18 protein-coding genes are annotated in these 21,066 nt (G+C 63.5%); 7 read left to right on the top strand and 11 right to left on the bottom strand.

The window, feature by feature from the left end:
- Nucleotides 1-18: 18 nt before the first annotated feature.
- The 4 genes from N8H74_RS04365 (at nt 19) to N8H74_RS04350 (ending at nt 4,680) form a co-directional block, all read left to right on the top strand.
- Nucleotides 19-1,071: an extracellular solute-binding protein gene (locus N8H74_RS04365; RefSeq protein ID WP_262146380.1), complete on the top strand. Its 1,053-nt coding sequence runs from the start codon at nt 19-21 to the stop codon at nt 1,069-1,071.
- A 260-nt stretch (nt 1,072-1,331) separates the two neighbouring features.
- Nucleotides 1,332-2,525: an amidohydrolase family protein gene (locus N8H74_RS04360; RefSeq protein ID WP_262146379.1), complete on the top strand. Its 1,194-nt coding sequence runs from the start codon at nt 1,332-1,334 to the stop codon at nt 2,523-2,525.
- Nucleotides 2,522-4,009: an amidohydrolase family protein gene (locus tag N8H74_RS04355; protein WP_262146378.1), complete on the top strand. Its 1,488-nt coding sequence runs from the start codon at nt 2,522-2,524 to the stop codon at nt 4,007-4,009. Before N8H74_RS04360 ends, N8H74_RS04355 begins: the two co-directional genes overlap by 4 nt.
- A gap of 11 nt (nt 4,010-4,020) precedes the next feature.
- Nucleotides 4,021-4,680: a flavin reductase family protein gene (locus tag N8H74_RS04350; RefSeq protein ID WP_217829727.1), complete on the top strand. Its 660-nt coding sequence runs from the start codon at nt 4,021-4,023 to the stop codon at nt 4,678-4,680.
- 61 nt (nt 4,681-4,741) lie between these two features.
- Here N8H74_RS04350 and N8H74_RS04345 read toward each other — a convergent pair whose 3' ends face one another.
- The 5 genes from N8H74_RS04345 to N8H74_RS04325 all read right to left on the bottom strand — a co-directional run bounded on the left by N8H74_RS04345 (nt 4,742) and on the right by N8H74_RS04325 (nt 11,482).
- Nucleotides 4,742-7,819 (bottom strand): error-prone DNA polymerase, encoded by a 3,078-nt coding sequence (locus tag N8H74_RS04345; protein ID WP_262146376.1) that lies wholly within the window; start codon nt 7,817-7,819, stop codon nt 4,742-4,744.
- Nucleotides 7,816-9,231, bottom strand: a complete 1,416-nt coding sequence (locus N8H74_RS04340) for a DNA polymerase Y family protein (RefSeq protein ID WP_262146375.1) — start codon at nt 9,229-9,231, stop codon at nt 7,816-7,818. Before N8H74_RS04340 ends, N8H74_RS04345 begins: the two co-directional genes overlap by 4 nt.
- A gap of 3 nt (nt 9,232-9,234) precedes the next feature.
- Nucleotides 9,235-9,852, bottom strand: a complete 618-nt coding sequence (gene imuA, locus N8H74_RS04335; RefSeq protein WP_262146374.1) for a translesion DNA synthesis-associated protein ImuA — start codon at nt 9,850-9,852, stop codon at nt 9,235-9,237.
- Entirely contained in the window at nt 9,852-10,469 is a 618-nt protein-coding gene (gene lexA, locus N8H74_RS04330) for a transcriptional repressor LexA (RefSeq protein WP_262146373.1), read from the bottom strand. Before lexA ends, imuA begins: the two co-directional genes overlap by 1 nt.
- A 95-nt stretch (nt 10,470-10,564) precedes the next feature.
- Entirely contained in the window at nt 10,565-11,482 is a 918-nt protein-coding gene (locus N8H74_RS04325; RefSeq protein ID WP_262146372.1) for a LysR family transcriptional regulator, read from the bottom strand.
- 103 nt (nt 11,483-11,585) lie between these two features.
- Between N8H74_RS04325 and N8H74_RS04320 the strand changes: the two genes are divergently transcribed.
- The 3 genes from N8H74_RS04320 (at nt 11,586) to N8H74_RS04310 (ending at nt 16,092) form a co-directional block, all read left to right on the top strand.
- Entirely contained in the window at nt 11,586-13,328 is a 1,743-nt protein-coding gene (locus N8H74_RS04320) for an amidohydrolase (RefSeq protein WP_262146371.1), read from the top strand.
- 151 nt (nt 13,329-13,479) lie between these two features.
- Nucleotides 13,480-14,217 (top strand): TorF family putative porin, encoded by a 738-nt coding sequence (locus N8H74_RS04315; RefSeq protein WP_262146370.1) that lies wholly within the window; start codon nt 13,480-13,482, stop codon nt 14,215-14,217.
- A 222-nt stretch (nt 14,218-14,439) separates the two neighbouring features.
- Nucleotides 14,440-16,092 (top strand): phosphoethanolamine--lipid A transferase, encoded by a 1,653-nt coding sequence (locus tag N8H74_RS04310; protein WP_262146700.1) that lies wholly within the window; start codon nt 14,440-14,442, stop codon nt 16,090-16,092.
- A 50-nt stretch (nt 16,093-16,142) separates the two neighbouring features.
- Here the strand turns inward: N8H74_RS04310 and N8H74_RS04305 are convergent, their stop codons facing one another.
- From N8H74_RS04305 to N8H74_RS04280, 6 genes are all read right to left on the bottom strand, one after another.
- Entirely contained in the window at nt 16,143-16,421 is a 279-nt protein-coding gene (locus N8H74_RS04305; protein ID WP_262146369.1) for a DUF971 domain-containing protein, read from the bottom strand.
- Nucleotides 16,418-17,380, bottom strand: coding sequence for a HEAT repeat domain-containing protein (locus N8H74_RS04300; protein WP_262146368.1), 963 nt, complete (start codon nt 17,378-17,380; stop codon nt 16,418-16,420). The genes N8H74_RS04305 and N8H74_RS04300 overlap by 4 nt, the downstream gene beginning before the upstream one ends.
- Nucleotides 17,377-18,225, bottom strand: coding sequence for an ABC transporter ATP-binding protein (locus N8H74_RS04295; RefSeq protein ID WP_262146367.1), 849 nt, complete (start codon nt 18,223-18,225; stop codon nt 17,377-17,379). Before N8H74_RS04295 ends, N8H74_RS04300 begins: the two co-directional genes overlap by 4 nt.
- Entirely contained in the window at nt 18,225-19,007 is a 783-nt protein-coding gene (locus tag N8H74_RS04290; protein WP_262146366.1) for an ABC transporter permease, read from the bottom strand. Before N8H74_RS04290 ends, N8H74_RS04295 begins: the two co-directional genes overlap by 1 nt.
- 217 nt (nt 19,008-19,224) lie before the next feature.
- Entirely contained in the window at nt 19,225-20,649 is a 1,425-nt protein-coding gene (locus tag N8H74_RS04285) for an ABC transporter substrate-binding protein (protein ID WP_262146365.1), read from the bottom strand.
- Nucleotides 20,650-20,795: 146 nt separating this feature from the next.
- Nucleotides 20,796-21,041: a ferredoxin family protein gene (locus tag N8H74_RS04280; RefSeq protein ID WP_007959413.1), complete on the bottom strand. Its 246-nt coding sequence runs from the start codon at nt 21,039-21,041 to the stop codon at nt 20,796-20,798.
- Nucleotides 21,042-21,066: the final 25 nt, after the last annotated feature.

The raw sequence follows: 21,066 nt of genomic DNA, 5'->3' as shown, positions 1-21,066 counted from the left end.
ACCTGGAGCGCTCCGTTCATGAAAGTCAAAAGCATGCGTCTGGCAATTTCCGGTCTGGCCCTGAGTTGTTTCACCGCATTCAGCGCCCACGCCGCCGAGCCCAAGGAGCTGTTTTTCTACAACTGGACCGATTACTACCCGGTGGATCTGCTGGCCAAGTTCGAAAAGGAGACCGGGATCAAGGTCACCATGGACGGCTACGACAGCAACGAAACCCTGCTCGCCAAATTGCAGGCCGGTGGCGCGGCGTATGACGTGATCGTGCCGTCGCAATCGATCATGCAGACCCTGATCAAACAGAATCTGCTGCTGGAAATCGACACGCCGACCCTGAGCAATTTCCAGTACGTCAAAGGGCCGTTTCGCGACCCGAGCTTTGATCCGGGGCGCAAGTTTTCCGCGCCGTATCTGTGGGGCACGACCGGGTTTTCCTATGACAGCGCGCGGGTGCCCGGCGGCAAGCTGGACGATTCGTGGAAAGAGTTCTTCGAGCCGCGCAAGGAACTGCAAGGCCAGCTTGCCGCCCTCGACACCTCCAGCAGCGTGATCAATGCCGCCAGCCATTACCTGAACGTCGACGAATGCACGGAAAACCCGCAGGACGCCAAGCGCATCCTTGAGCTGCTGCAAAAGCAGAAGCCGTTTTTGAAGATGTACAGCTCGGACAACACCGTCGACCGCATGGCCTCGGGCGAGGTGATCATGATGCAGAACTGGAACGGTTCCACCGCCCGCGCAACATTGCAGAAGAACACCATCAAGTACGTGTATCCCCGTGAGGGCGTGGCGATGTTTCAGGACAACTTCGCCGTGCCGAAAAGCGCGCCGCATCCGGGTAACGCGAAGATCTTCATCGACTGGATGATGAAACCGGAAAACGCGGCAGCGGTGTCCAACGCCATTGCCTATGCCAACGGTATCCAGAGCGATGGGTTGCTCGATCCGAAATGGAAAGTCATGGACGCCATCAACATGCCCGAGGAATACGCCTCGCGCCTGCGCCTGGAAAAGGAATGCAGCAACAAGGCGCGGGAGCTGCAGGACCGCATCTGGTCGAAGCTCAAGGGCTGATCGTGGATCGCCGGTTTTAGTGAAACGCCGACTTTGCAGGCTGACCTCGAAGAGCCCCCTCACCCTAGCCCTCTCCCGGAGGGAGAGGGGACTGACCGAGTTGTCTTGCGCTATCCGCCGACCTGAAAGACCTGGTCGATTATGGATTCAGGGGAAAACGTTCAGGTCGGCGTAGCTCTTCAATATCCCCATTCGGTCCCCTCTCCCTCCGGGAGAGGGCCAGGGTGAGGGAAAAAATTTCAAAGAACACCGAGGTTCCCATGTCCCACCCCCGCTGGCTCCGCAACATTCGCCCCTACGGCGCCCCCGCCGAAGACCTGCTGATCGAAAACGGCCGGTTCACCCAACGCCGTCCGGCCTCCAGCGCCCCGCTCGCCGCCACCGACATCGACGGCCAGAACCAGTTGCTCACCGCCCCCCTGGTGGAAAGCCATGTCCACCTCGACAAGACCCTCTACGGCCAGCCCTGGCGCCCGAACAGCGCCGGCCCGACGCTCAAGGACTACATCAGCAACGAGCGCCGGGTGCTGCGCGAAGTTCAGGCGCCGATTGCCGAACGCGCCGGCGCGCTGCTGGAAAACTGCATCGCCCGTGGCTCGCTGACCCTGCGCTGTCACGTCGACATCGACCCGGAGTTCGGCCTGCGCCACGTCGAAGCCATGCAACAACTGCGTGAGCGCTACCGCGACCTGATCGACCTGCAACTGGTGGTCTTCCCGCAAACCGGCCTGATCAGCCGCCCCGGCACCGCCGGACTGATGCGCGAAGCCATGGCCCTGGGCGTGGAGAACGTCGGCGGCCTCGACCCTTGCGGCATCGACAATGACCCGATCGCGCAACTGGACTTCGTGTTCAAACTGGCCAGCGAATTCCAGCGTGGCGTCGACATCCACCTGCATGACAAAGGCGAACTGGGCCTGTGGCAGATCGCGCGGATCGTCGATTACACCGAGCGTTTCGGCCTGCACAACCGGGTGATGATCAGCCACGCCTATTGCCTCGGCATGTTGCCGTGGAGCCAGGTCAGACCGGTTGCCGAACGTCTGGCGGCGCTGGGGATTTCCCTGATGAGTTCGGCGCCGGCCGATTGCGCGGTGCCGCCGTTCCTGGCCCTGCGCGAGGCGGGCGTCAATGTCTGCCTGGGCTCCGACGGCATCCGCGATGCGTGGTCGCCGATGGGCAACGGCGACATGCTGGAGCGGGCGATGCTGCTGGCGTTCCGTTTCGATCTGGCCAAGGACGAAGAACTGGCGGCGGCGTTCGACGCAGCCAGTTTGAATGGCGCTCGGGCGCTGGGGGTCGAGCATGGTTTCGGCATCGGCCGGTCGGCGGACTTTCTCCTGATGCCGGTCGAAACCCTCGGCGAGGCCGTGGTCGCGCGCCCCCTGCGCGAGGTCTATCGCGGCGGTGAACTGATCGCCAGCGGCGGGCGTCTGCTGGGTAGCCGGCTGTGAAACGCATCGGCCTGAAGGCCAGTTGCGTGGTCGGCTTCGACGGCGCCCGGCACGTGCTGTGGCGCGACGGCGAAGTGGTGTTCAACGGCTCGCGCATCGAGTTCGTCGGACGCGGTTATCCGGGGCCGGTGGATCAGTGGATCGACTACGGCAACGCGCTGATCGGCCCCGGTTTCATTGACCTCGACGCCCTCGGCGACCTCGACTCCACCGTCCTCACCCTGGACAACGGCGACGAGCGCTTCATGGGCCGCATGTGGTCGGAGGATTACCTGAGCGCCGGCCCCCGTGAGAGCTACAGCCCGGACGAGGAAGTCTTCAAGTATCGCTACGCCTTCACCCAGTTGATTCGCAACGGCATCACCACAGCGATGCCGATCACCTCGATGTACTACCGCGAGTGGGCGGAAACCTATGACGAGTTCGCCGCCGTCGCCGGGGTCGCCGCCGAACTCGGGCTGCGCACTTATCTCGGCCCTTGCTACATGAGCGGCATGGCTTACTGGCGCACCGACGGCAGCCTCGGCCACCACTGGGACGAGGCCCGAGGCCTGGCGGGCCTGCAAGCGGCGCAGCGGTTTTTCCATAACTTCAACGGCAGCCACGGTGATCTGATTCGCGGCGCATTGCTGCCGGATCGCATCCAGACCTGCACCCCGGCCCTGTTGCGGCAGACCGCTGCGCTCAATCGAGAACTGCAGGCACCGTTGCGTTTGCACTGCTGCCAGTCCCCCGGCGAATACGCCATGGTGGAACGTCTGCACGGCGTGTCGCCCCTACACTGGCTGCAACAACTGCAACTGCTCAATCCGCACAGCCTGCTGCCCCACGGCATCTACACCAGCGGCGATGACGACCTGCAACGGCTGGTGGATGGCGGTGCCAGTCTGGTGCATTGCCCGCTGGTGTTCGCCCGCGACGGTGAAGCGCTCAACTCGTTCGGCCGCTACCGGGCCAAAGGCATCAACTTCGCCCTCGGCACCGATACCTGGCCGGCGGATCTGCTGGAAAACATGCGCCATGGGTTGAACGTCGCGCGGCTGATGGAGGGCGGTAACTCGCTGACCGGCAGCCTCGACCTGTACAACGCCGCCACCCTTGGCGGTGCAAAGGCACTGGGCCGCGCTGACCTCGGACGGCTGGCGCCAGGGGCCAAAGCCGATATCACCGTGTTCAGCCTGCGCGGCCTGCACCTGGGGCCGCTGTTCGATCCACTGAAAAACCTGTTGCTGGCCGGGCGCGGCGACGATTGCATCGCCAGTTATATCGACGGTCGCTGCGTGATGCACGACGGTCAGGTCAGCGGCGTCGACTACCCCACCCTGCAACGCCAGGCACAACGCCAATACGAAAAACTGCTGCGCAGCCACAGCGACCGCGCCCATGGCCGACCGGACTGGAAAACCCTGTTCCAGCCGGCCATCCCGTTCGCCGACGACTACAGCGCCGAAGCGCCATTAAGCGCCATCGATCCACTTCTCTAGAGATTTCTGCCATGCACAGCTTCGACTTCAGCCAGCTCAACCCACGGGAAAAATACAAGATCCTGATCGGCAGCGTGGTGCCCCGACCGATTGCCCTGGTGACCACGGTCGACGCCGAGGGACGGGTTAACGCCGCACCGTTCAGTTTCTTCAATGCGTTGTCGGCGGACCCGCCGATCCTCGCGCTCGGCGTGGAAAACTACGGAGACCAGAGCCCCAAGGACACCACGCGCAATATCCAGTTGAACCAGGAATTCACCGTCAACATCGTCAGCGATGCGCTGGTGGAGGCGATGAACGTCTGCGCGGTGCCGTTCGCCCCCGGCTTCGATGAACTGACGGCGGCAGGCCTGACGGCGATCCCCGGCACCACGGTCAAATGCCCACGGATCGGCGAAGCGCCAGTGGCACTGGAATGCCGCCGCATGATGGCGCTGTCGATCGGTCAATCGCGGGAGATCATTTTCGGCGAGGTGTTGATGGCCCATGTACGCGACGAACTGATCGACCCGAAAACCCTGTACATCGATCAATTGGGCCTGGATGCGATTGGTCGCATGGGCGGGCATGGCTATGCACGAACCCGGGACTACTTCGACCTGCCGACCCGCTCGTTGCAGGCATGGACGGAGGCGCCGGGGGGCGGCGAGCGGTTCTGGCCCGAGCGCTGACGCCTGAGCGCTCCCAATGTCCAGTGGGAGCAGGTTTGCCCGCTCCCACATCAAGGCGATATCAGTGAAAATCGCGGCTCTGCACGCGGATGCCGTCGAGCAGCGGGCTCAGATCACTCAGGCGTCCGGCAATCAGGTGCCGCACCTCGCCCTCCCGCTCCCAGCGTCCGTCGACCTTGAGCAATTGCGAGCCGACCAGCACCCGGCGCTGGCGCTCGGCCAGATCGCGCCAGACCACCACGTTGACGTTGCCGAATTCGTCTTCGAGGGTGACGAAGGTCACGCCGCTGGCGGTGCCCGGCCGTTGTCGCCCGGTCACCAGCCCGGCGATGCTCACCGGGCGTCCGTGCTCGACATCCAGCAACTCCCGGGAACTGCGACAACGCCGCGCCCGCAACTCGCCGCGCAGCAACGCCAGCGGATGCGGCCCCAGAGTCATGCCAACGGTGGCGTAATCGGCCTGCAAATCCTCGCCGACACTTGGTTTGGGCAGTATCACTTCCGGCTCTTCCTGGCTCGGCAACCCGGCAAACAAGCCGAGCTGTTTCTGCACCCCGGCCACCTCCCAGCGCGCCCGATGACGATGGCCGGCCAGGCCGCGCAAGGCCCCGGAGTCCGCCAGCAACGCCTGTGCCCGGCTATCAAGCCCTGCGCGCTCGGCCAATTCACCGACATCGGCAAACGCTCCGCACTGGCGCGCCACTTCGATGCGCCGGGCATCGTCCTCGCGAAAGCCCTTGATCATGCGCAGGCCCATGCGGATCGCCGGTTGCGCGCCGGCCATCGGTTCCAGGCTGCAATCCCAGTCACTGGCGCGTACATCCACCGGGCGGATCTGCAACTGATGGCGACGGGCATCCTGAAGAATCTGGTCCGGGCTGTAGAACCCCATCGGCCAACTGTTGATCAGCGCACAGGCGAACGCCGCCGGTTCATGGCACTTGAGCCAGCAACTGGCGTAGGTCAGCAAGGCAAAACTGGCAGCATGGGATTCGGGAAAGCCGTAACTGCCGAAGCCTTTGATCTGCTCGAAAATCTGCGCGGCGAATTCCGGGGTGTAACCCCTTTCCTGCATGCCGGTGGCCAAGCGTTCCCTATGGGGTTCGAGCCCGCCGTGGCGTTTCCAGGCGGCCATCGAACGGCGCAACTGATCGGCCTCGCCGGGGGTATAGCCGGCGGCAACAATGGCGATCTGCATCACCTGTTCCTGGAACAGCGGCACGCCGAGGGTACGTTCGAGCACCACCTTCAATTCCGGCGAAGGATAGGTTGTCTCTTCTTCCTCGTTTCTGCGCCGCAGGTACGGATGCACCATCCCGCCCTGGATCGGCCCCGGCCGGACGATTGCCACTTCGATCACCAGGTCATAAAACTTTTGTGGCCGCAGTCGGGGCAACATCGACATCTGCGCCCGGGATTCGATCTGGAACACACCGATGGTGTCGGCGCGGCTGATCATGTCGTAGGTCGCTTTATCCTTGTCCGGGATTGTCGCCAGACTCAGGTGAAGGTTGCGATGACGACTCAACAGGTCGAAACAGCGGCGAATCGCACTGAGCATGCCGAGCGCGAGGATATCGACCTTGAGCAGCCCGACCGCGTCGAGGTCGTCCTTGTCCCACTGGATGATCGTGCGTTCGGCCATCGCGGCGTTTTCCACCGGCACCAAGGTGTCCAGCGGTTGCTCGGAAATCACGAAACCACCGGGGTGCTGCGACAAGTGCCGGGGGAAGCCGATCAGTTGCCCGGTCAGGCTCAAGACCCGCCGCAGCACCGGGCTGTCCGGGTCGAACCCGCCTTCGCGCAGCCGCTCCAGTGGCGGCGTCTCGTCGCTCCAGTGGCCACAGCAATCGGCCAGTGCGTTGACCTGATCCGGCGGCAGGCCCAGCGCCTTCGCCACATCGCGCACCGCCCCGGCGGCGTGATAAGTGCTGACCACCGCCGTCAATGCCGCGCGGTGCCGGCCATAACGGCGAAACACGTATTGCAGGACTTCTTCGCGGCGTTCGTGTTCGAAGTCCACATCGATGTCCGGTGGCTCGTTGCGCTCCTTCGACATGAAGCGCTCGAACAGCAATGTGGTGCGATCCGGGTCGATCTCGGTGATGCCCAGGGCGTAACACACCGCCGAGTTGGCCGCCGAACCACGGCCCTGACAAAGGATCTTCTGATCCCGGGCGAATTTCACGACATCGTGGACGGTGAGGAAGTAGCTTTCGTAGCCGAGTTCGCCAATCAACTTCAACTCTTTGCCGATCTGCCTCAACACCTTGACCGGGACACCTTTTTCCCAGCGCCAGGCGAGGCCTTTTTTCGTCAGGTGTCGTAGCCAGGAACGGCCGGTGTAGCCCTCAGGTACCAGTTCTTTCGGGTATTGATAGCGCAGTTGCCCCAGATCGAAGGTGCAACGTCGGGCCAGCTTTACCGACTCGTCCAGCAGGGCCGGCGGATACAGTTCCCGCAAGCCGTCGAGGCTGCGCAAATGGCGCTCGCCGTTGGGGTGCAAACGCAACCCGGCCTCGGCCACCGGGACGTGGTGGCGGATCGCGGTCATGGTGTCCTGCAAGGCGCGCCGGCCACGGGCGTGCATGTGTACATCGCCGCTGGCCACCGCCGGGATCTCCAGCTCACCGGCCAACTGCAACAACGCCGCCAGCCGCCGCTGATCGTCCTGCCCGCGATGCAACTGCACCGCCAGCCACAGACGCTCGCCGAAGGTCTGTTTCAGCCAGCGGCCCTCTTCGACGTCATCGACCGCGTCTGGCACCCACAGCACCAGCAACCCCGGCAGCGGCTCGGCGAAATCCTCGCGCAGCACCTGATATTGGCCTTTCTGCGTGCGCCGCCGGGCACGGGTGATCAACCCGCACAACGCCTGATAGCCCTCAAGGCTCTCCACCAGCAGCACCAGTTTCGGCCCGTGATCGAGGCGTACTTCGCTGCCGATGACCAGCGGCAGCTCCACGGACCTGGCCGCTTGCCAGGCGCGGACAATCCCGGCCAGGGTGCATTCATCGGTGATCGCCAGCGCCTGATAGCCATGCTGTCTGGCGCGCTGGAACAATTCCAGGGCACTGGAAGCACCGCGCTGGAAACTGAAATTCGACAGGCAGTGCAATTCGGCATAGCCGCCGCTCATGCGAACCAGCCTTGCAGCCACAACGGCCCGCCCTCACCCACCGCCCGATAGGCCCAGCCTTGCTGGCCGGCACGGTTCTGGATCAGGTAATAGTCGCGGCGCACATCGTCACCGTCCCACCAGCCGGACTCGATGCGCTCCGGTCCCATGAGAATCCGCGCCGAACCCTCGGCCACGGTTTGCGGCTCGTTCAATAGCCATCCCGGACGCTGTACCCCCGGCAACGCGGAACAACGCTGTTTGTCATCGGCGCTCTGCCACGCACACTCGGGGCGATGATCGGCCTGGAAGCGCAACCCCTGCACCGCGTCGTCCCCGAGCCGCGCGCGCAGGCGTTCGCGCAGTTGCTCCCAGGGCAGGGTCTGTTGCGGACGGTCGTCGAACAGTTCCTGAAACTGCGGCACAAAACTCGGCAGGTCTTCGGCGCGCAGGCGAAAACCACGTACCGGCGCCTCGACCTGCACCTGCTCCAGTCGCCCCCGGGCCAGCTCGAACAACATCGCCGGATCGCGCTCGGCGCTGAGCAGGCCGACCTTGATCAGCGTGTCCGGCAACCCGGCGTGTTCCAGATGCAGATCGAAACGCTGCACGCCGCTGTCGCGTCCGCAGAGGAACGCCGCCAGATCGCCGGTCAAGCGACGCAGCGGAAACAGCAGCGCCTGATGGGACTGCACGTCGAAGTTGAGTTCGATCCGCACATCGAAGCGATCTGGCGGCAGGTAGAACGCCAGCGCCAGCGGACGTGCGCCGAACAGCGTATCGAGGTGCTTGAGCATCGGCGCCTCGAAGCGCCGGGCCAGGGCCTGACGCGGCAGGCCCTGCACCTGACTGAGGTTGCGCAGGCCCATGCGCGACAACGCCGTCGCCACACCCGCCTCAAACCCGACGCGGTCGATGGGCAACTGGCCGAGGTGATAACGCAAGGCTTCGCCGTCCGGCACCACCAGTCCGTCGTAGGCATTCGCCAGAACCCGCGCCGCCACCGGGTTTGGCGCGGCGACGATGCGATGGCGAAAGCCCAAGTCGGTCAGTTCCGTGCGCAATCGTGCCTCGAACTGCGCCCAGGAGCCGAACAGACCGAGGCTGGATTCGATTTCAAACACCACCGTGCGCGGGTAATGCACGCTGACCTGGGCGCTGAACCGATAGGCCCACGCGGCAAGAAACTGCTGCCAATGCTCGACCTCGGCCACATCGTAATCGGCGGTGGCGAAACCTTTGCTCAAAGCCTGCGCAGCGGTCATCGACTGACCGGGACGCAGGCCCAGCTCTCGCGCCGAGGTGTTGACCGCTTGCAGCACCCGGCGCTGGGCCGGGCCGCTGAGCAGCGCCAGCGGTTGTTCGGGATCGGGACGTTGGCGCAGCACGGCGTCGAGGGCCAGTTGCGGGAACAGAATGCACACCCAGCGCATGGCTCAGTGCCCCACGGCAAAGGCAATCGGCGCCGTGCGCGCCAGACCGCCCCGGCACTTGAGCACGCGCAACTGCGCCGGTCGCGCATCAATGGCAATCCGCAGCGCGGCGGGCGACGGGTTGAGCGCTTCGTTCAGCGAGCGCCACGCGAATGCCAGGGTCTGGCCGGTTTCCGCCGCCACCTGCAAACGCCGCAAGGCACGATCATCGGCCTTGTGCGGCCAGCACAGCACCGCGCCGCAACTGCCCGAGCGCAGGCATTGTTCCGCGGCCCATAACGCATCGCGTTCACTGGCCTGGATCACCGACAACTGGCGCAGATCGACTCCGGCATTCGCCCAGGCCTGCGGGTACGGCACGAATGGCGGCGCCACCAGCACGATGCGCTCACCCGCCGCCGACAGTCGCGCCAGGGTCGGCCACACCAGTTGCAGTTCGCCGACACCGGGGCCGGCGACGAGGATTTCGCTCAACGCCGCCTCCGGCCAGCCGCCGTTGGGCAGTGCCGCATCCAGCGCCGGGTGCCCGGTGGGTTGTGGGCTGGCGGTCGCAGGCGCAGGCCGGCCCTTCCAGACCTGGCCGCCATTGAACAGCGTATCCAGCGCAACGACGGCGCCCATCAGCCTTGCCTCACCAGACCACAGAACACGCCTTCGATGGCGAGATCCTGATCGGCCCGCACGACAATCGGCTGGTACGCCGGGTTGCGCGGCAGCAGGCGCACCTCATCACCGACCCGCTCGAAGCGTTTGATGGTGACTTCGCCATCCAGCCGCGCCACGACGATCTGGCCGTTGAGCGCCTCGGGATTGCGTCGCACGCCGACCAGATCGCCGTCGAGAATGCCGTCCTCGATCATCGAATCGCCCTGCACTCGCAGCATGTAGTCCGGCACCCGGGAGAACAGTGCCGGATCGAGCATCAGCCGATTGTGAATGTCGGCATCGGCACCGATCGGCGCACCCGCGGCCACCCGCCCGAGCACCGGGACCTCCAGCAGCTCCGGGCGTGGTGGCTGGTTGAGCAGGCGAATGCCCCGGGCCTGATGCGGATTGACCTCGATAAACCCGGCTTCGGTCAGCGCCAGCACATGCTTGCGCGCCACGCTGCGGGAGGCAAAACCAAAAGCCTCGCTGATTTCAGCGAGGCTTGGGGGCTGACCGTGTTCGGCGATGCGTTCGCGGATAAAGGTCAGGATGGCGGTACGGCGGGGAGTCAAATGGGTCATGGAGTACATTTGTACTCTTTCGGTTTTTTCCTGACAAGCACCGCCAGTCAGGTCGACTCATGCTGCAACGTTTTTGATCTTCCCCACGCTCTGCGTAGGAGCGATCAGCTCAACTCACGCTCGGCAAGAAACCCTGCGATGTAATCAATGAATGCCAGCACCTTGGCCGTGGCCCGCCGATGGCTGGGGTACACCGCGAGAATGTGCGGGCCGAAGCTGTCCGGGTCGATGTCGTAATCGGCCATGACCCGCACCAGTCGCCCGTCCGCGATGTACGGCGCGGCGCTCCATAGAGGCGTGTGCAGCAGGCCGCGCCCGGCCAGGGCGCTCGCCAGCAACAAGTCGTAATTGTCGCTGCGCAACAGCGGTGCCGTCGGTTGCGCCAGGCTCAGGCGCTGACCGTCGCGCTCGACCCACCAGAATTCGCGGCTGAGCAGCGGATGCCGGTACAGCAGCCACTCATGCTGATCGAGGGTTTGCGGCGTCACCTCCAGCCCCTTGCGCGCCAGGTATTCGGGACTGCCGCACAACGCCAGACGATTGCTGCCAACCACCCGTGCAATCAACCCCGGCAAGTCGTCATGGCCCTCGCGCAGCGCCAGGTCGTAACCACTTTCCAGCAAATTGACGAACTCGTCGCACAGGTCCACCTGCAGGCTGATCTGCGGGTATTGCTGCAAAAAGCCGTCACACACCTGATCGAGAAACGCCCGGCCGTAAGCCAGCGGCGCGGTGATTTTCAGGCTGCCGCGCAGGCCATGTTGCAACTGCTCGATTTCCTCGCTGGCCTCTTCCAGCCGCTGCAACACCTGACGCGCGGTTTCCAGATAGAGCCGGCCGATTTCGGTGAGCAGAATCCGCCGGGTACTGCGCTCGAACAACCGCGCACCCAGCTCGGCTTCCAGATGATTGACCGCTTTGGTCAGGGCCGATGGGGTCTTGCCCAATTGCTCGGCGGCGCGGCTGAAACTGCCGAGCTGCGCAGTGACCACGAACATTTTCAATGCACCCAACTTGTCCATGCTTTTTCCATTCAGGCAAAAACGTTTTTCGTGAGTGAGGCGTTCTGTCAGGCGTCGACAGCCACTAATCTCGCCATCAAAAGCAATAACAAGGAAATGTTCAATGAAAAGATTCATCCCAAGCCTGCTCGCCGCCGCTGTGAGTTTTGCCTCTCTGGAAGCCATGGCCGGCGCCGATCTGGTGCTGGTCAACGGCAAGATCTTTACCGCCGACCGCGCTCAACCCAAGGTTCAGGCCCTGGCCGTGGAAAACGGCAAGGTGCTGAAAGTCGGCAGCGACGCCCAGATCAAAGCCTTGATCGAGCCCGGCACCCAGGTCATCGACCTGGCCGGCAAGGCGCTGATGCCTGGCCTGATCGACAGCCACTCCCACGCGATTTTCGGCGGTCTGGAGATGGTGTCGGCGAACATGGAAGACGAGGTGGTCAACCTCGATGAACTGCAACAGCGTCTGCGCGGCTGGCGGGACGACGGCAAGGCCCGGCATGGCGATGTGTTGAGCGTGGCCGGCATGAGTTCGGCGTACTGGGCGCAGGCCGAAGCGCTGGGCAAGCTCTTCAACAGCGGTGAATGGGCCGATGTGCCGGTGGTGTTCACCGGCAGCGATCACCACACCGCGTGGGCCAACAACGTGATGCTCAAGCGCGCAGGCATTGATGCTGCCCTTCTGAAAACCCTGCCGGACGCGGAAAAAGACACCATCGGCAAACTCGCCAACGGTGAACCGAATGGCTTTCTGGTGGACGCCGGCTGGGATCGGGTCGCCTCGAAAATGCCAGTGCCAAGCCCCGCCGACATGCTCAAGGCCGCGCAATCCGCCGTGCGCTACAACAACAGCCTCGGCATCACGGCGTGGATGGATCCCGCCGCCAACGCAGCACCGGGCGAGCCGGTATTCGCCCTCAAACCCACCGAGAAAACCGTCGGCGTGCTGCCGGCCTACAAGGCCTTGTCCGAAAGCGGCGGCATGAGCGCCCATGTCGCCGCCCTGCTGGTGGCCAACCCGAAAAGCGTGCCGGCCGACCTCGACGTGCTGGACAAGGTGCGCCAGCAGTTCCAGGGCATTCCCAACCTGACGCTGCCGGGCATCAAGATCTTCGCCGACGGCGTGATCGAATACCCGGCGCAGAGTGCGGCGATGATCGATCCCTACAGCAATTCGCACAAACAGGGCGAGTTGCTGATCGATCCGCAACACTTCGGCGAACTGGTCAGCGCCATCGACCAGCGCGGCTGGCTGGTACACATTCATGCCATCGGTGACCGCGCGGTACGCGAATCGCTGAACGGTATCGCCCAGGCGCGCAAGGATCGGCAAAGCGGTGTGACTCACTCGATCACCCACTTGCAGATGGTCAACCCGAAAGAGTTCGCCCGCTTCAAGCCGCTGAACGTGATTGCTTCGATGCAACTGCTGTGGGCCAGTGCCGACGACTACACCACGGACATGATCAAGCCCTACGTCAGCGCCCTCGCCTTTCGCTATCAATACCCGGCGCATTCGCTGTTGAAACAGGGCGCGACCATTGCCGGCGCCAGTGACTGGCCGGTGTCATCGCCCAACCCGTTCAACGCCATGGCCCAGGCCATCACGCGCGTCGGGCCGCTGGGGGTGCTCAACGCCGACGAGCGTCTGGATCGCGAAACCATGTTCTACGCCTACACCGCCAACGCCGCGCGCACCATTGGCCTGGATCAGCAGATCGGCTCGCTGAGCCTCGGCAAGCAGGCTGACTTCATCGTCCTCGACCGCGACGTGTTCAGCGTCGATGACAAGGCCCTGCACGACACCCAGGTGTTGCAGACATGGTTCGGCGGCCGTCAGGTTTACGCGCCAAGTCTTTGAAAGCAAAAACAACATAGATCTTCTTTTGGGACCTGCCCGCCGCCGATAGGACAGGCAACCCAAAACGTGTGGGAGTGGGCCTGCCCGCTCCCGCATTTGCCTCCCCCAGCGCTTTTTCCTGCCCATAACAATCACAACAACGGGACTTCACATGAAAGCCTTGCCTTCGCTCGCCCTCGGTTTCTTCAGTCTGCTGCCCCTGAGCAGCCACGCCGTCCCCCTGAACGACGATTTCGCCGTCCTGGTGGATCTGACCCTGGCCAGCGACTACCGCACTCGCGGCATCTCGCAAACCCAGAACGATCCGGCCGCGCAGGCTGGCCTGACCCTGGCCCACAGCAGCGGCCTGTACCTTGGCGCCTGGACCTCCAACGTCGATTTCGGTGGCGGGCTGAAGACCCGCCAGGAAGTCGATTACTACGCCGGCTGGCTATGGCAGGCCACCGAGGCGCTGAGCCTGGATCTGGGCTACATCAAGTACGCCTACCCCAAGGAGAGTCAGTTCAATCAGGGCGAGGTCTACGCGATTCTCGGCGCCTACGGGGTGAAAGTGGCGGCGTATTACTCCAGCGACGCGCCGGGCGCCGACAGCAAACAGAGTTCGCTTTACAGCTACATCAGCTACGAAACCGAGCTGCCACTCGATTCCGCGCTGAAACTGCGTTACGGCAACATGGATTTCAAGGATCCGCACCTGTACTCGGCGTCCGGTCGTGGCGAAGAGGCTTACCGCGAGTGGGAGGTGAAACTGACACATAACCTGGCGGGTGTGGTGTTGGGTCTGAGTTATGTCGACACCGATCTGTCGCAAACCCAGTGCCTGAGCAACTGGGGATTCAAGGATGTGTGTACGGCGACGGTGATCGCCAGCGTCAGCAAATCCTTCTGACCGGCAAGCACTGTTGTGTTTTTGTGGGAGCGGGCTCGCCCGCGAATGCGGTGGATCAGTGAAATGGATACCGGCGGGTCTGCCGCCTTCGCGAGCAAGCCCGCTCCCACAAGAAAATCGTTTGTTACAGGATGTTTACAAAATTTTTACCAATGTTCTTCTACAGTTACACGCGCAACCGCGTGTGTTTTCTAATTTGAGTAGAGGAATGTTCGAATGGCTTTGGGCAAAGGATCGCGCTTACCGTCCATCACTCCAACCCGGCTGGTGCTGCTGTTTTCCCTGGCACTGGTGGCGCTGTACAACCTGGCGACCTGGAAGGCGCTGGGCACGCTGATTACCCTGCAAGGTGCACACAAACTGGCGTTTTTCGCCTCCTTCGGGCTGTTCCTGTGGGCCGCCATCACCCTGCTGCTGACCCTGGTGTCGTTTCGCTGGACGCTGAAACCGGCCCTGACCCTGGTCGCCCTGCTCTCGGCCTGCGCCGCGTATTTCATGAACGAATACGGCATCACCATCGACACGGTGATGATTCAGAACGTGTTCGAAACCAATCCGGGCGAAGCCGCCGCCCTGTTCAGCGGCAAACTGCTGGCCTATGTGCTGTTGCTCGGCGTGCTGCCGGCGGTGTTGATCTGGCGCTGGCCGGTGAGCTACCGCCCGTTCTTTCGCGGGTTGCTGAACAAGATTTTGGTGGTCGCCGCCTGCGTGCTGGTGATCGGTGCTTCGGTGGGCGCGTTCTATTCGACCTACGCGCCGATCTTCCGTCAGGAAGACAAGCTCACCCACTTCATCAACCCGACCAACTACATCTACGCGATCAGCAAGTACACCAAGCAACGCCTGGGGATCAAAAAGCATTTCGTGGTGCAGGCCATCGGCGAAGACGCGGTGATGAGCGCCAGGGCGGCCGGCCGCGAGAAGAAATCGTTGATGGTGTTCGTGGTCGGCGAAACCGCCCGCGCCGACCATTTCTCGCTCAACGGCTATGAACGCGAAACCAACCCCGAACTGAGCAAACTGGACATCCTCAACTTCACTCAGGTGCATGCCTGCGGCACCTCCACGGCGGTGTCGGTGCCGTGCATGTTCTCGATGTTCCCCCGCAAGGACTACAGCGACAAGAAAGGCAAAACCTACGAAGGCCTGCTCGACATCCTGCAACGGGCCGGCGTGCAGGTGCTGTGGCTGGACAACAACAGCGACTGCAAGGGCACCTGCCTGCGCGTGCCGAACCGCGACATCGCGAAGAACCAGCCGGGGCCGTTCTGCGATGGCAACAACTGCCTCGACGAAGCGCTGCTGGCGGATTTGCAGAGCTACATCGACAGCCTCAAGGGCAACGCGATCATCGTCCTGCACGCCGATGGCAGTCACGGCCCGGAATACTACGAGCGCTACCCGAAGGAGCTGGAGCGCTTCCAACCGATCTGCCACACCAACCAATTAGGCAGTTGCAGCCGTGAAGAACTGGTCAACGTGTACGACAACACCATCCTCTACACCGACCACTTCCTGGCGAAGGTCATCGAACTGCTCAAGCACAATCAGGACAGCCTCGACACCTCGATGCTCTACGTCTCCGACCATGGCGAATCCCTCGGTGAAAACGGCCTCTACCTGCATGCCGCGCCATACGCCCTGGCGCCGGAAGCGCAGACCCATGTGCCGATGGTGATGTGGTTCGGCAACGGCACCCTGGCGCAATCGGGCATTGACCGGGGATGCCTGGAGGGCAAGCGCGGGCAAGCGGACCTGAGCCACGACAACCTGTTTCATTCGGTACTGGGATTGTTTGATGTGAGGACTTCGCTGTATCAGCCTGCGCTGGATATGTTTCACAGTTGTCGGCCGGCGATGACGGCTGCGCAATAGCCTGCCTCCAAAGAATCGCTTACGCGCGCGCCCCCAACGCCCACTAAAGGTCAGGAATCGAGCTGTGCCAGATAAGCCCACGGATAAATGCCGCGCTGATGGCCGTCGCTGAACACCAGTTGCAGGCCATAGCCCTGGGGGTTGAGCTCGATCACCCGGACGCGCTCATCAACCATCGGCGTCAGGCCTCGCAGGCGAAAGGCGCGGCATTGCGAGCACGGGCACTGGCGGCGCAGTTCGGCGTGATCGAGCAACGATTCGCGGCCGTCCGGCCAGGTCAGGCGCAGGCGCTGTTCGCTCCGGGAATTGCCGATCGCCAGCGGGCTCATTGCAACTGACTCAAGGCAATGCGCACGGCTTTGCGCACTTCCGGGTCGCCATCGTCCTGTGCCGCCTGCAAGGCTGCCACCGCGCCGCGATCATTCAGCTCCCCAAGAGCCAGCGCGGCCTCCTTGCGCAGATTGCTGATGCGATGGCCGAGGGTGTCGATCAAGGCTTCGAGGGCGGCGGCGTAACGCAGGCGTCCCAGGCTGCGGGTGGCGCGCAGGCGCACTTGCCAGTAATCGTCACCGAGGGCTTCGATCAGCGCCGGGCCGGCGTCAGGTTGGCCGACTTTGCCCAGGGTAGTTGCGGCTTCTTCGCGGACTTGCCAGGCGTTGTCCTGCAAGGCGCGGCGCAGGGCCGGCAGCACTTCGGCGCCGGAAGCCAGGCCAAGGGCGCCAGTGGCGGCGCGGCGGACTTCGGTGTCCGGGTCATCGGCGGCCAGTCGCGCCAGCGCTGGCAAAGCGTCGAGCTGCTTGAGCCAGCCGAGCACACCCACCGCTTCGCGGCGCACATTGGCATCGGCATCGTTCAGCGCCGTGACGGCGGCCGGCGCGGCCTCGGGGAAGCGCAGCTCACGCAAGGCGCGGAACGCAGCGATTCGCACGCCGACCTCGGCATGCCCGGTCCACGGCAGAATCACCCGGCCGGCCGCCTCCGTCTTCAGCAGGCTCAGACTCTGCGCAGCGGCCGCCTGCACCGCGGGCGACGGATCGGTCAGCGCCTGACACAGCGCCTCAACCACCGGCTCGTCCTCCCAGGCCTCCAGCAAACGCGCGGCTTCGGCGCGAACTTCCTCGGCGGGGTCCTGCGCCAGTCGTTCGACCAGCCAGAGCAAGCCGTCCGGCTCTTCGAGGTCGGCCAAGTCGATCAGCGCAATCCGTCGCACCCCGGCATCGTCAGCAGTCAGACGCGCTTGCAGGGCGAGGATGTCGTGGTTATCGGTCACAGCAAAAAATGAGGTCATAGGGCAAATCGCGGCAAAGGGTTTTCAGGAGGCAGGCCGAGCGGGTTGAGGCGCGGCAGCGGCCGGTCGTTGTCGTGGCGCAGCAGTTCGAGGCAATGGCGTTTGAGCCGTGAGAACTCGCCGCTGGTGACCAGTTCGGTGGTGCGGGGACGGGGGAAATCCAGGCGCAGGTCTTCGATGATCCGCCCTGGTCGCGCGCTCATCACTAGCAGGCGGTCGGCAAGAAACAGCGCTTCGTCGATGTCATGGGTGACGAACACCACGGTGGTGCGGATTCGCGTCCAGATGTCCAGCAGCAGTTCCTGCATGTTCAACCGGGTCAGGGCATCCAGCGCGCCGAAAGGTTCGTCCATCAGCAGCAGGCGTGGCCGGTTGACCAGCACTCGGGCGATTTCCACCCGTTGTTGCATGCCGCCAGAGAGTTGATCCGGCCAGCGCTCGCCGAAGCCGTCGAGGCCGACCAGTGCGAGGATTTCATCGGCAGCACGATGACGCTCAGCCTTGCCGATACCGCGCATCTTCAGACCAAACGCCACGTTGTCGCGCACCGTGCGCCACGGGAACAGCGTGTGATGCTGAAACACCATGCCGCGCTGCGGTGACGGTCCGGGCACTTCGGCGCCGTCGACTTTCAGCGTACCGGCGTGGGCTTGCAGGTGCCCGGCCAGCGCACCGAGCAAGGTCGACTTGCCGCAGCCGGACGGCCCGAGAATGCACACGAACTGGCCGGGTTCGATCTGGCAGTCCAGACCCTGTACCGCTTCGAAGGCTTGTTTGCCCTGGCCGAGGACAATCGACAACTGGCGGATGTCGATCCGCCCTTCGGGGGTTTGCATCGCGCTCATCAGGCTTTTCCTCGTGGTCGGTGCCAAGGCGTGAACAACCCGCCCAGGCGTTTGATCAACAGACTGCTGCCCATGCCCAACACGCCGATCAGCAACATGCCGACCACGATGTCGGGGTAGTTCTGGATGGTGTACGACTCCCAGGTGTAGTAACCGATGCCGAACTGGCCGGAGATCATTTCGGCGGTCACCAGGCAGAACCAGGAGGTGCCCATGCCGATGGCCAGGCCGGTGATGATGCTCGGCGCGGCGCCCGGCAGGATCACCTCCAGCAGAATCGCCCGGCGCCCTGCCCCGAGGCTTTTGGCCGAGGCGATCAGGCGTGGATCGACGCCTTCGACGCCGTGTACGGTGTTGAGCAGGATCGGGAACAGCGCGCCGGTGAAGGTGATGAACACCATCGACAGCTCCGACGACGGGAACATCAGGATCGCCAATGGAATCCACGCCACGGCGGGAATCGGGCGCAGCACTTCGAGCGGTGGCAGCAGCAGGTCTTCGGCCCATTTCGAACGGCCGATGGCCAGGCCCAGGGCAATGCCGAGCAGCAGCGCGGCGAGGTAGCCGGCGAAGACCCGGGCGAGGCTGCTGCTCAGGTGTTGGGCGAGCTTGCCGGAGTCGCCGAGACCGAGGGCGGCTTCGATCACGGCCAAAGGTGTCGGCACGTTGGCGAAGGTGACCAAGCCGAGATTCCAGTGCTGGCTGGCGGCGAGTTGCCAGAACAGCAGGCAGAGCAGCAGCGAGGCGGCTCTGGAGATCCAGCGGGTTTTGGGTGTTTTCATTGATGGGTTTCCAGTTTTGAGACTGTGGTGTGGCGCAGATCCAGCCCCCTCACCCCAGCCCTCTCCCCCAAGGGGGCGAGGGGGAAAGGGAGCCGATCTTCATGCCCTTCAAAATCCAGGCTCGACTCGAAATTTCAGACCGACGCATTAAGCCCAAACACCAAAATCAGTCCCCTCTCCCTACGGGCGGTCCGACGTTTCGGGAGGGCTAGTGGTTTTAGCGGCTGGCGATGGCCTGGGTCGTGGCATCGGCAAAGTCGAACACCTTGCCGCCCTGCGCCGAGGCGAATTGCTGGGCCTGGCCTTTGAGCAGAAACGCGCTCAAGCGTCCCTTGGCATCGCTGGCAAACCACGCCTGCTCCGCCAGCAACTTGATCCCGCTGTCACTGGCCTGGGCATACACCGCACGGATGTTCTTGCCTTCCTGCTTCAACCCGGCCAACGCGGTGAAGGCACTTTCGGCAGAGGCGTACTGACGCACCTTGTCTTCACCCCGCACCCAGATCTCCGCGACATGGCTGAAGTCCGTGATCGCTTTCCCGGTGGCCGCATCCACCGACTTCAACGGCGTTTGCGCGTAATTGGCCAGTTGCGCCGTGTAGTCCAGATTCGACGCCTTGAACGCCGCGCGGATGTACTGGTCGTCGATGAAGGTATTCAGATCGAGTCCACGATCAGCCTTCTTCAACAGCTTGAGCGTATCGATGGCGGTGCCGACCGCCTGGCGATATTCCGGTTTCCAGCTCAGGTCGCGGGTCTGCACACCGAGCGGACCGTGAAACAGGTAGTTGACCTCGGCATCGACGCCGGTGACCTTGGCGATCAGTTCGCTGTATTTCTCGGGCTCAGCGGCCAGCAACTGATTGGCCTCGATGCTCGCCCGCAGGTAGGCGACGACGATTTCCGGGTATTTCTTCGCATACGCCTGATCCACCAGCGCGCCGTGGAACGTCGGGGCGTTGGCCTGGGCGCCGTCGTAGATCTTGCGGGCGAAGCCACGGCTGGGGAACAGCTCGGCGAACGGCACGAAATCGGCGTGGGCGTCGATCTTGCCGGCCTGCAACGCGGAGCCGGCGACCTCCGGCGGCTGGGCGATGATGTTCACGTCCTTGAGCGGGTCCCAGCCCTGCTCCGCCACGGCCCGCAACAACATACCGTGGGCGGTGGAGGCGAACGGGACGGAGATGGTCTTGCCCTTGAGTTCGCTCAGCGACTGCACGCCCGAGGCGCTCGGCACCACGATGCCGTTGCCGCTGCCCTTGATGCTGCCCGACAGCACGCTGATGAACAGGCTGTGCTTGCCGGCGGTTTCGAAGGCCACGCCGTTGAACGTACCGGGGAAGTCGGCCATGGCGCCGAAGTCGAGCTTGCCGGCGACCATTTCGTTGGTCAGCGGCGCGCCGCTGGTGAAGTTCTTCCACTGCACATCATATTTAGCGTCCTTGTAGGCGCCGTCGTGGGGCAGGTATTTGTCGAGCAGGCCCAGCTCGCGAATCAACAGACCGCCAGCGGCGCAGTTGATCGTGGTGTCCTGGGTGCCGATGGCAATGCGGATGGTTTGCGCCGAAGCGGACAAGGTGAATGAAGCCAGTACCAGACCGGCGATTGCTGCACGCAACATGAGTGTTTCCCCTCGAATCATTTATAGGATGTTCGTCTCCGCCGCGATCAGGGCACGGTGGGAAACGAGGGGTGTTCGATTTCAGGCGTCCGGGGGTGGCCGGATGGCGGTCTTGCGGTGTCTGGGCGGGCCTCTTGACGGGCAAGTCGCTCCGACAGAAGGGTGTCTCAGCGCAACAAATACGGAATCTCGACTTTCACCGCCCCGGTCGGGCAGTCCTTTTCGCAGGGCATGCAGTACCAGCATTCGTCGAACGCCATGTAGGCCTTCTGGGTCGCCGGGTTGATCGCCAGCAAGTCCATCGGGCAAACGTCGACGCAGACGGTGCAGCCCTTTTCGGCGATGCATTTGTCCTCGTCCACGGTGACGGGGGCATTGGAGCGGAAGAAGATTTCCTGGGCTTGATAGGCCATGGTTCGGGCTCTCTCTTATCGGTGT

The organism is Pseudomonas sp. B2M1-30, from assembly GCF_025447575.1.
GTDB classification, from domain to species: Bacteria; Pseudomonadota; Gammaproteobacteria; order Pseudomonadales; family Pseudomonadaceae; genus Aquipseudomonas; species Aquipseudomonas botevensis.
Note: the sequence above shows the minus strand (reverse complement) of the source record. Positions and strands in the feature narration are given on the sequence as shown.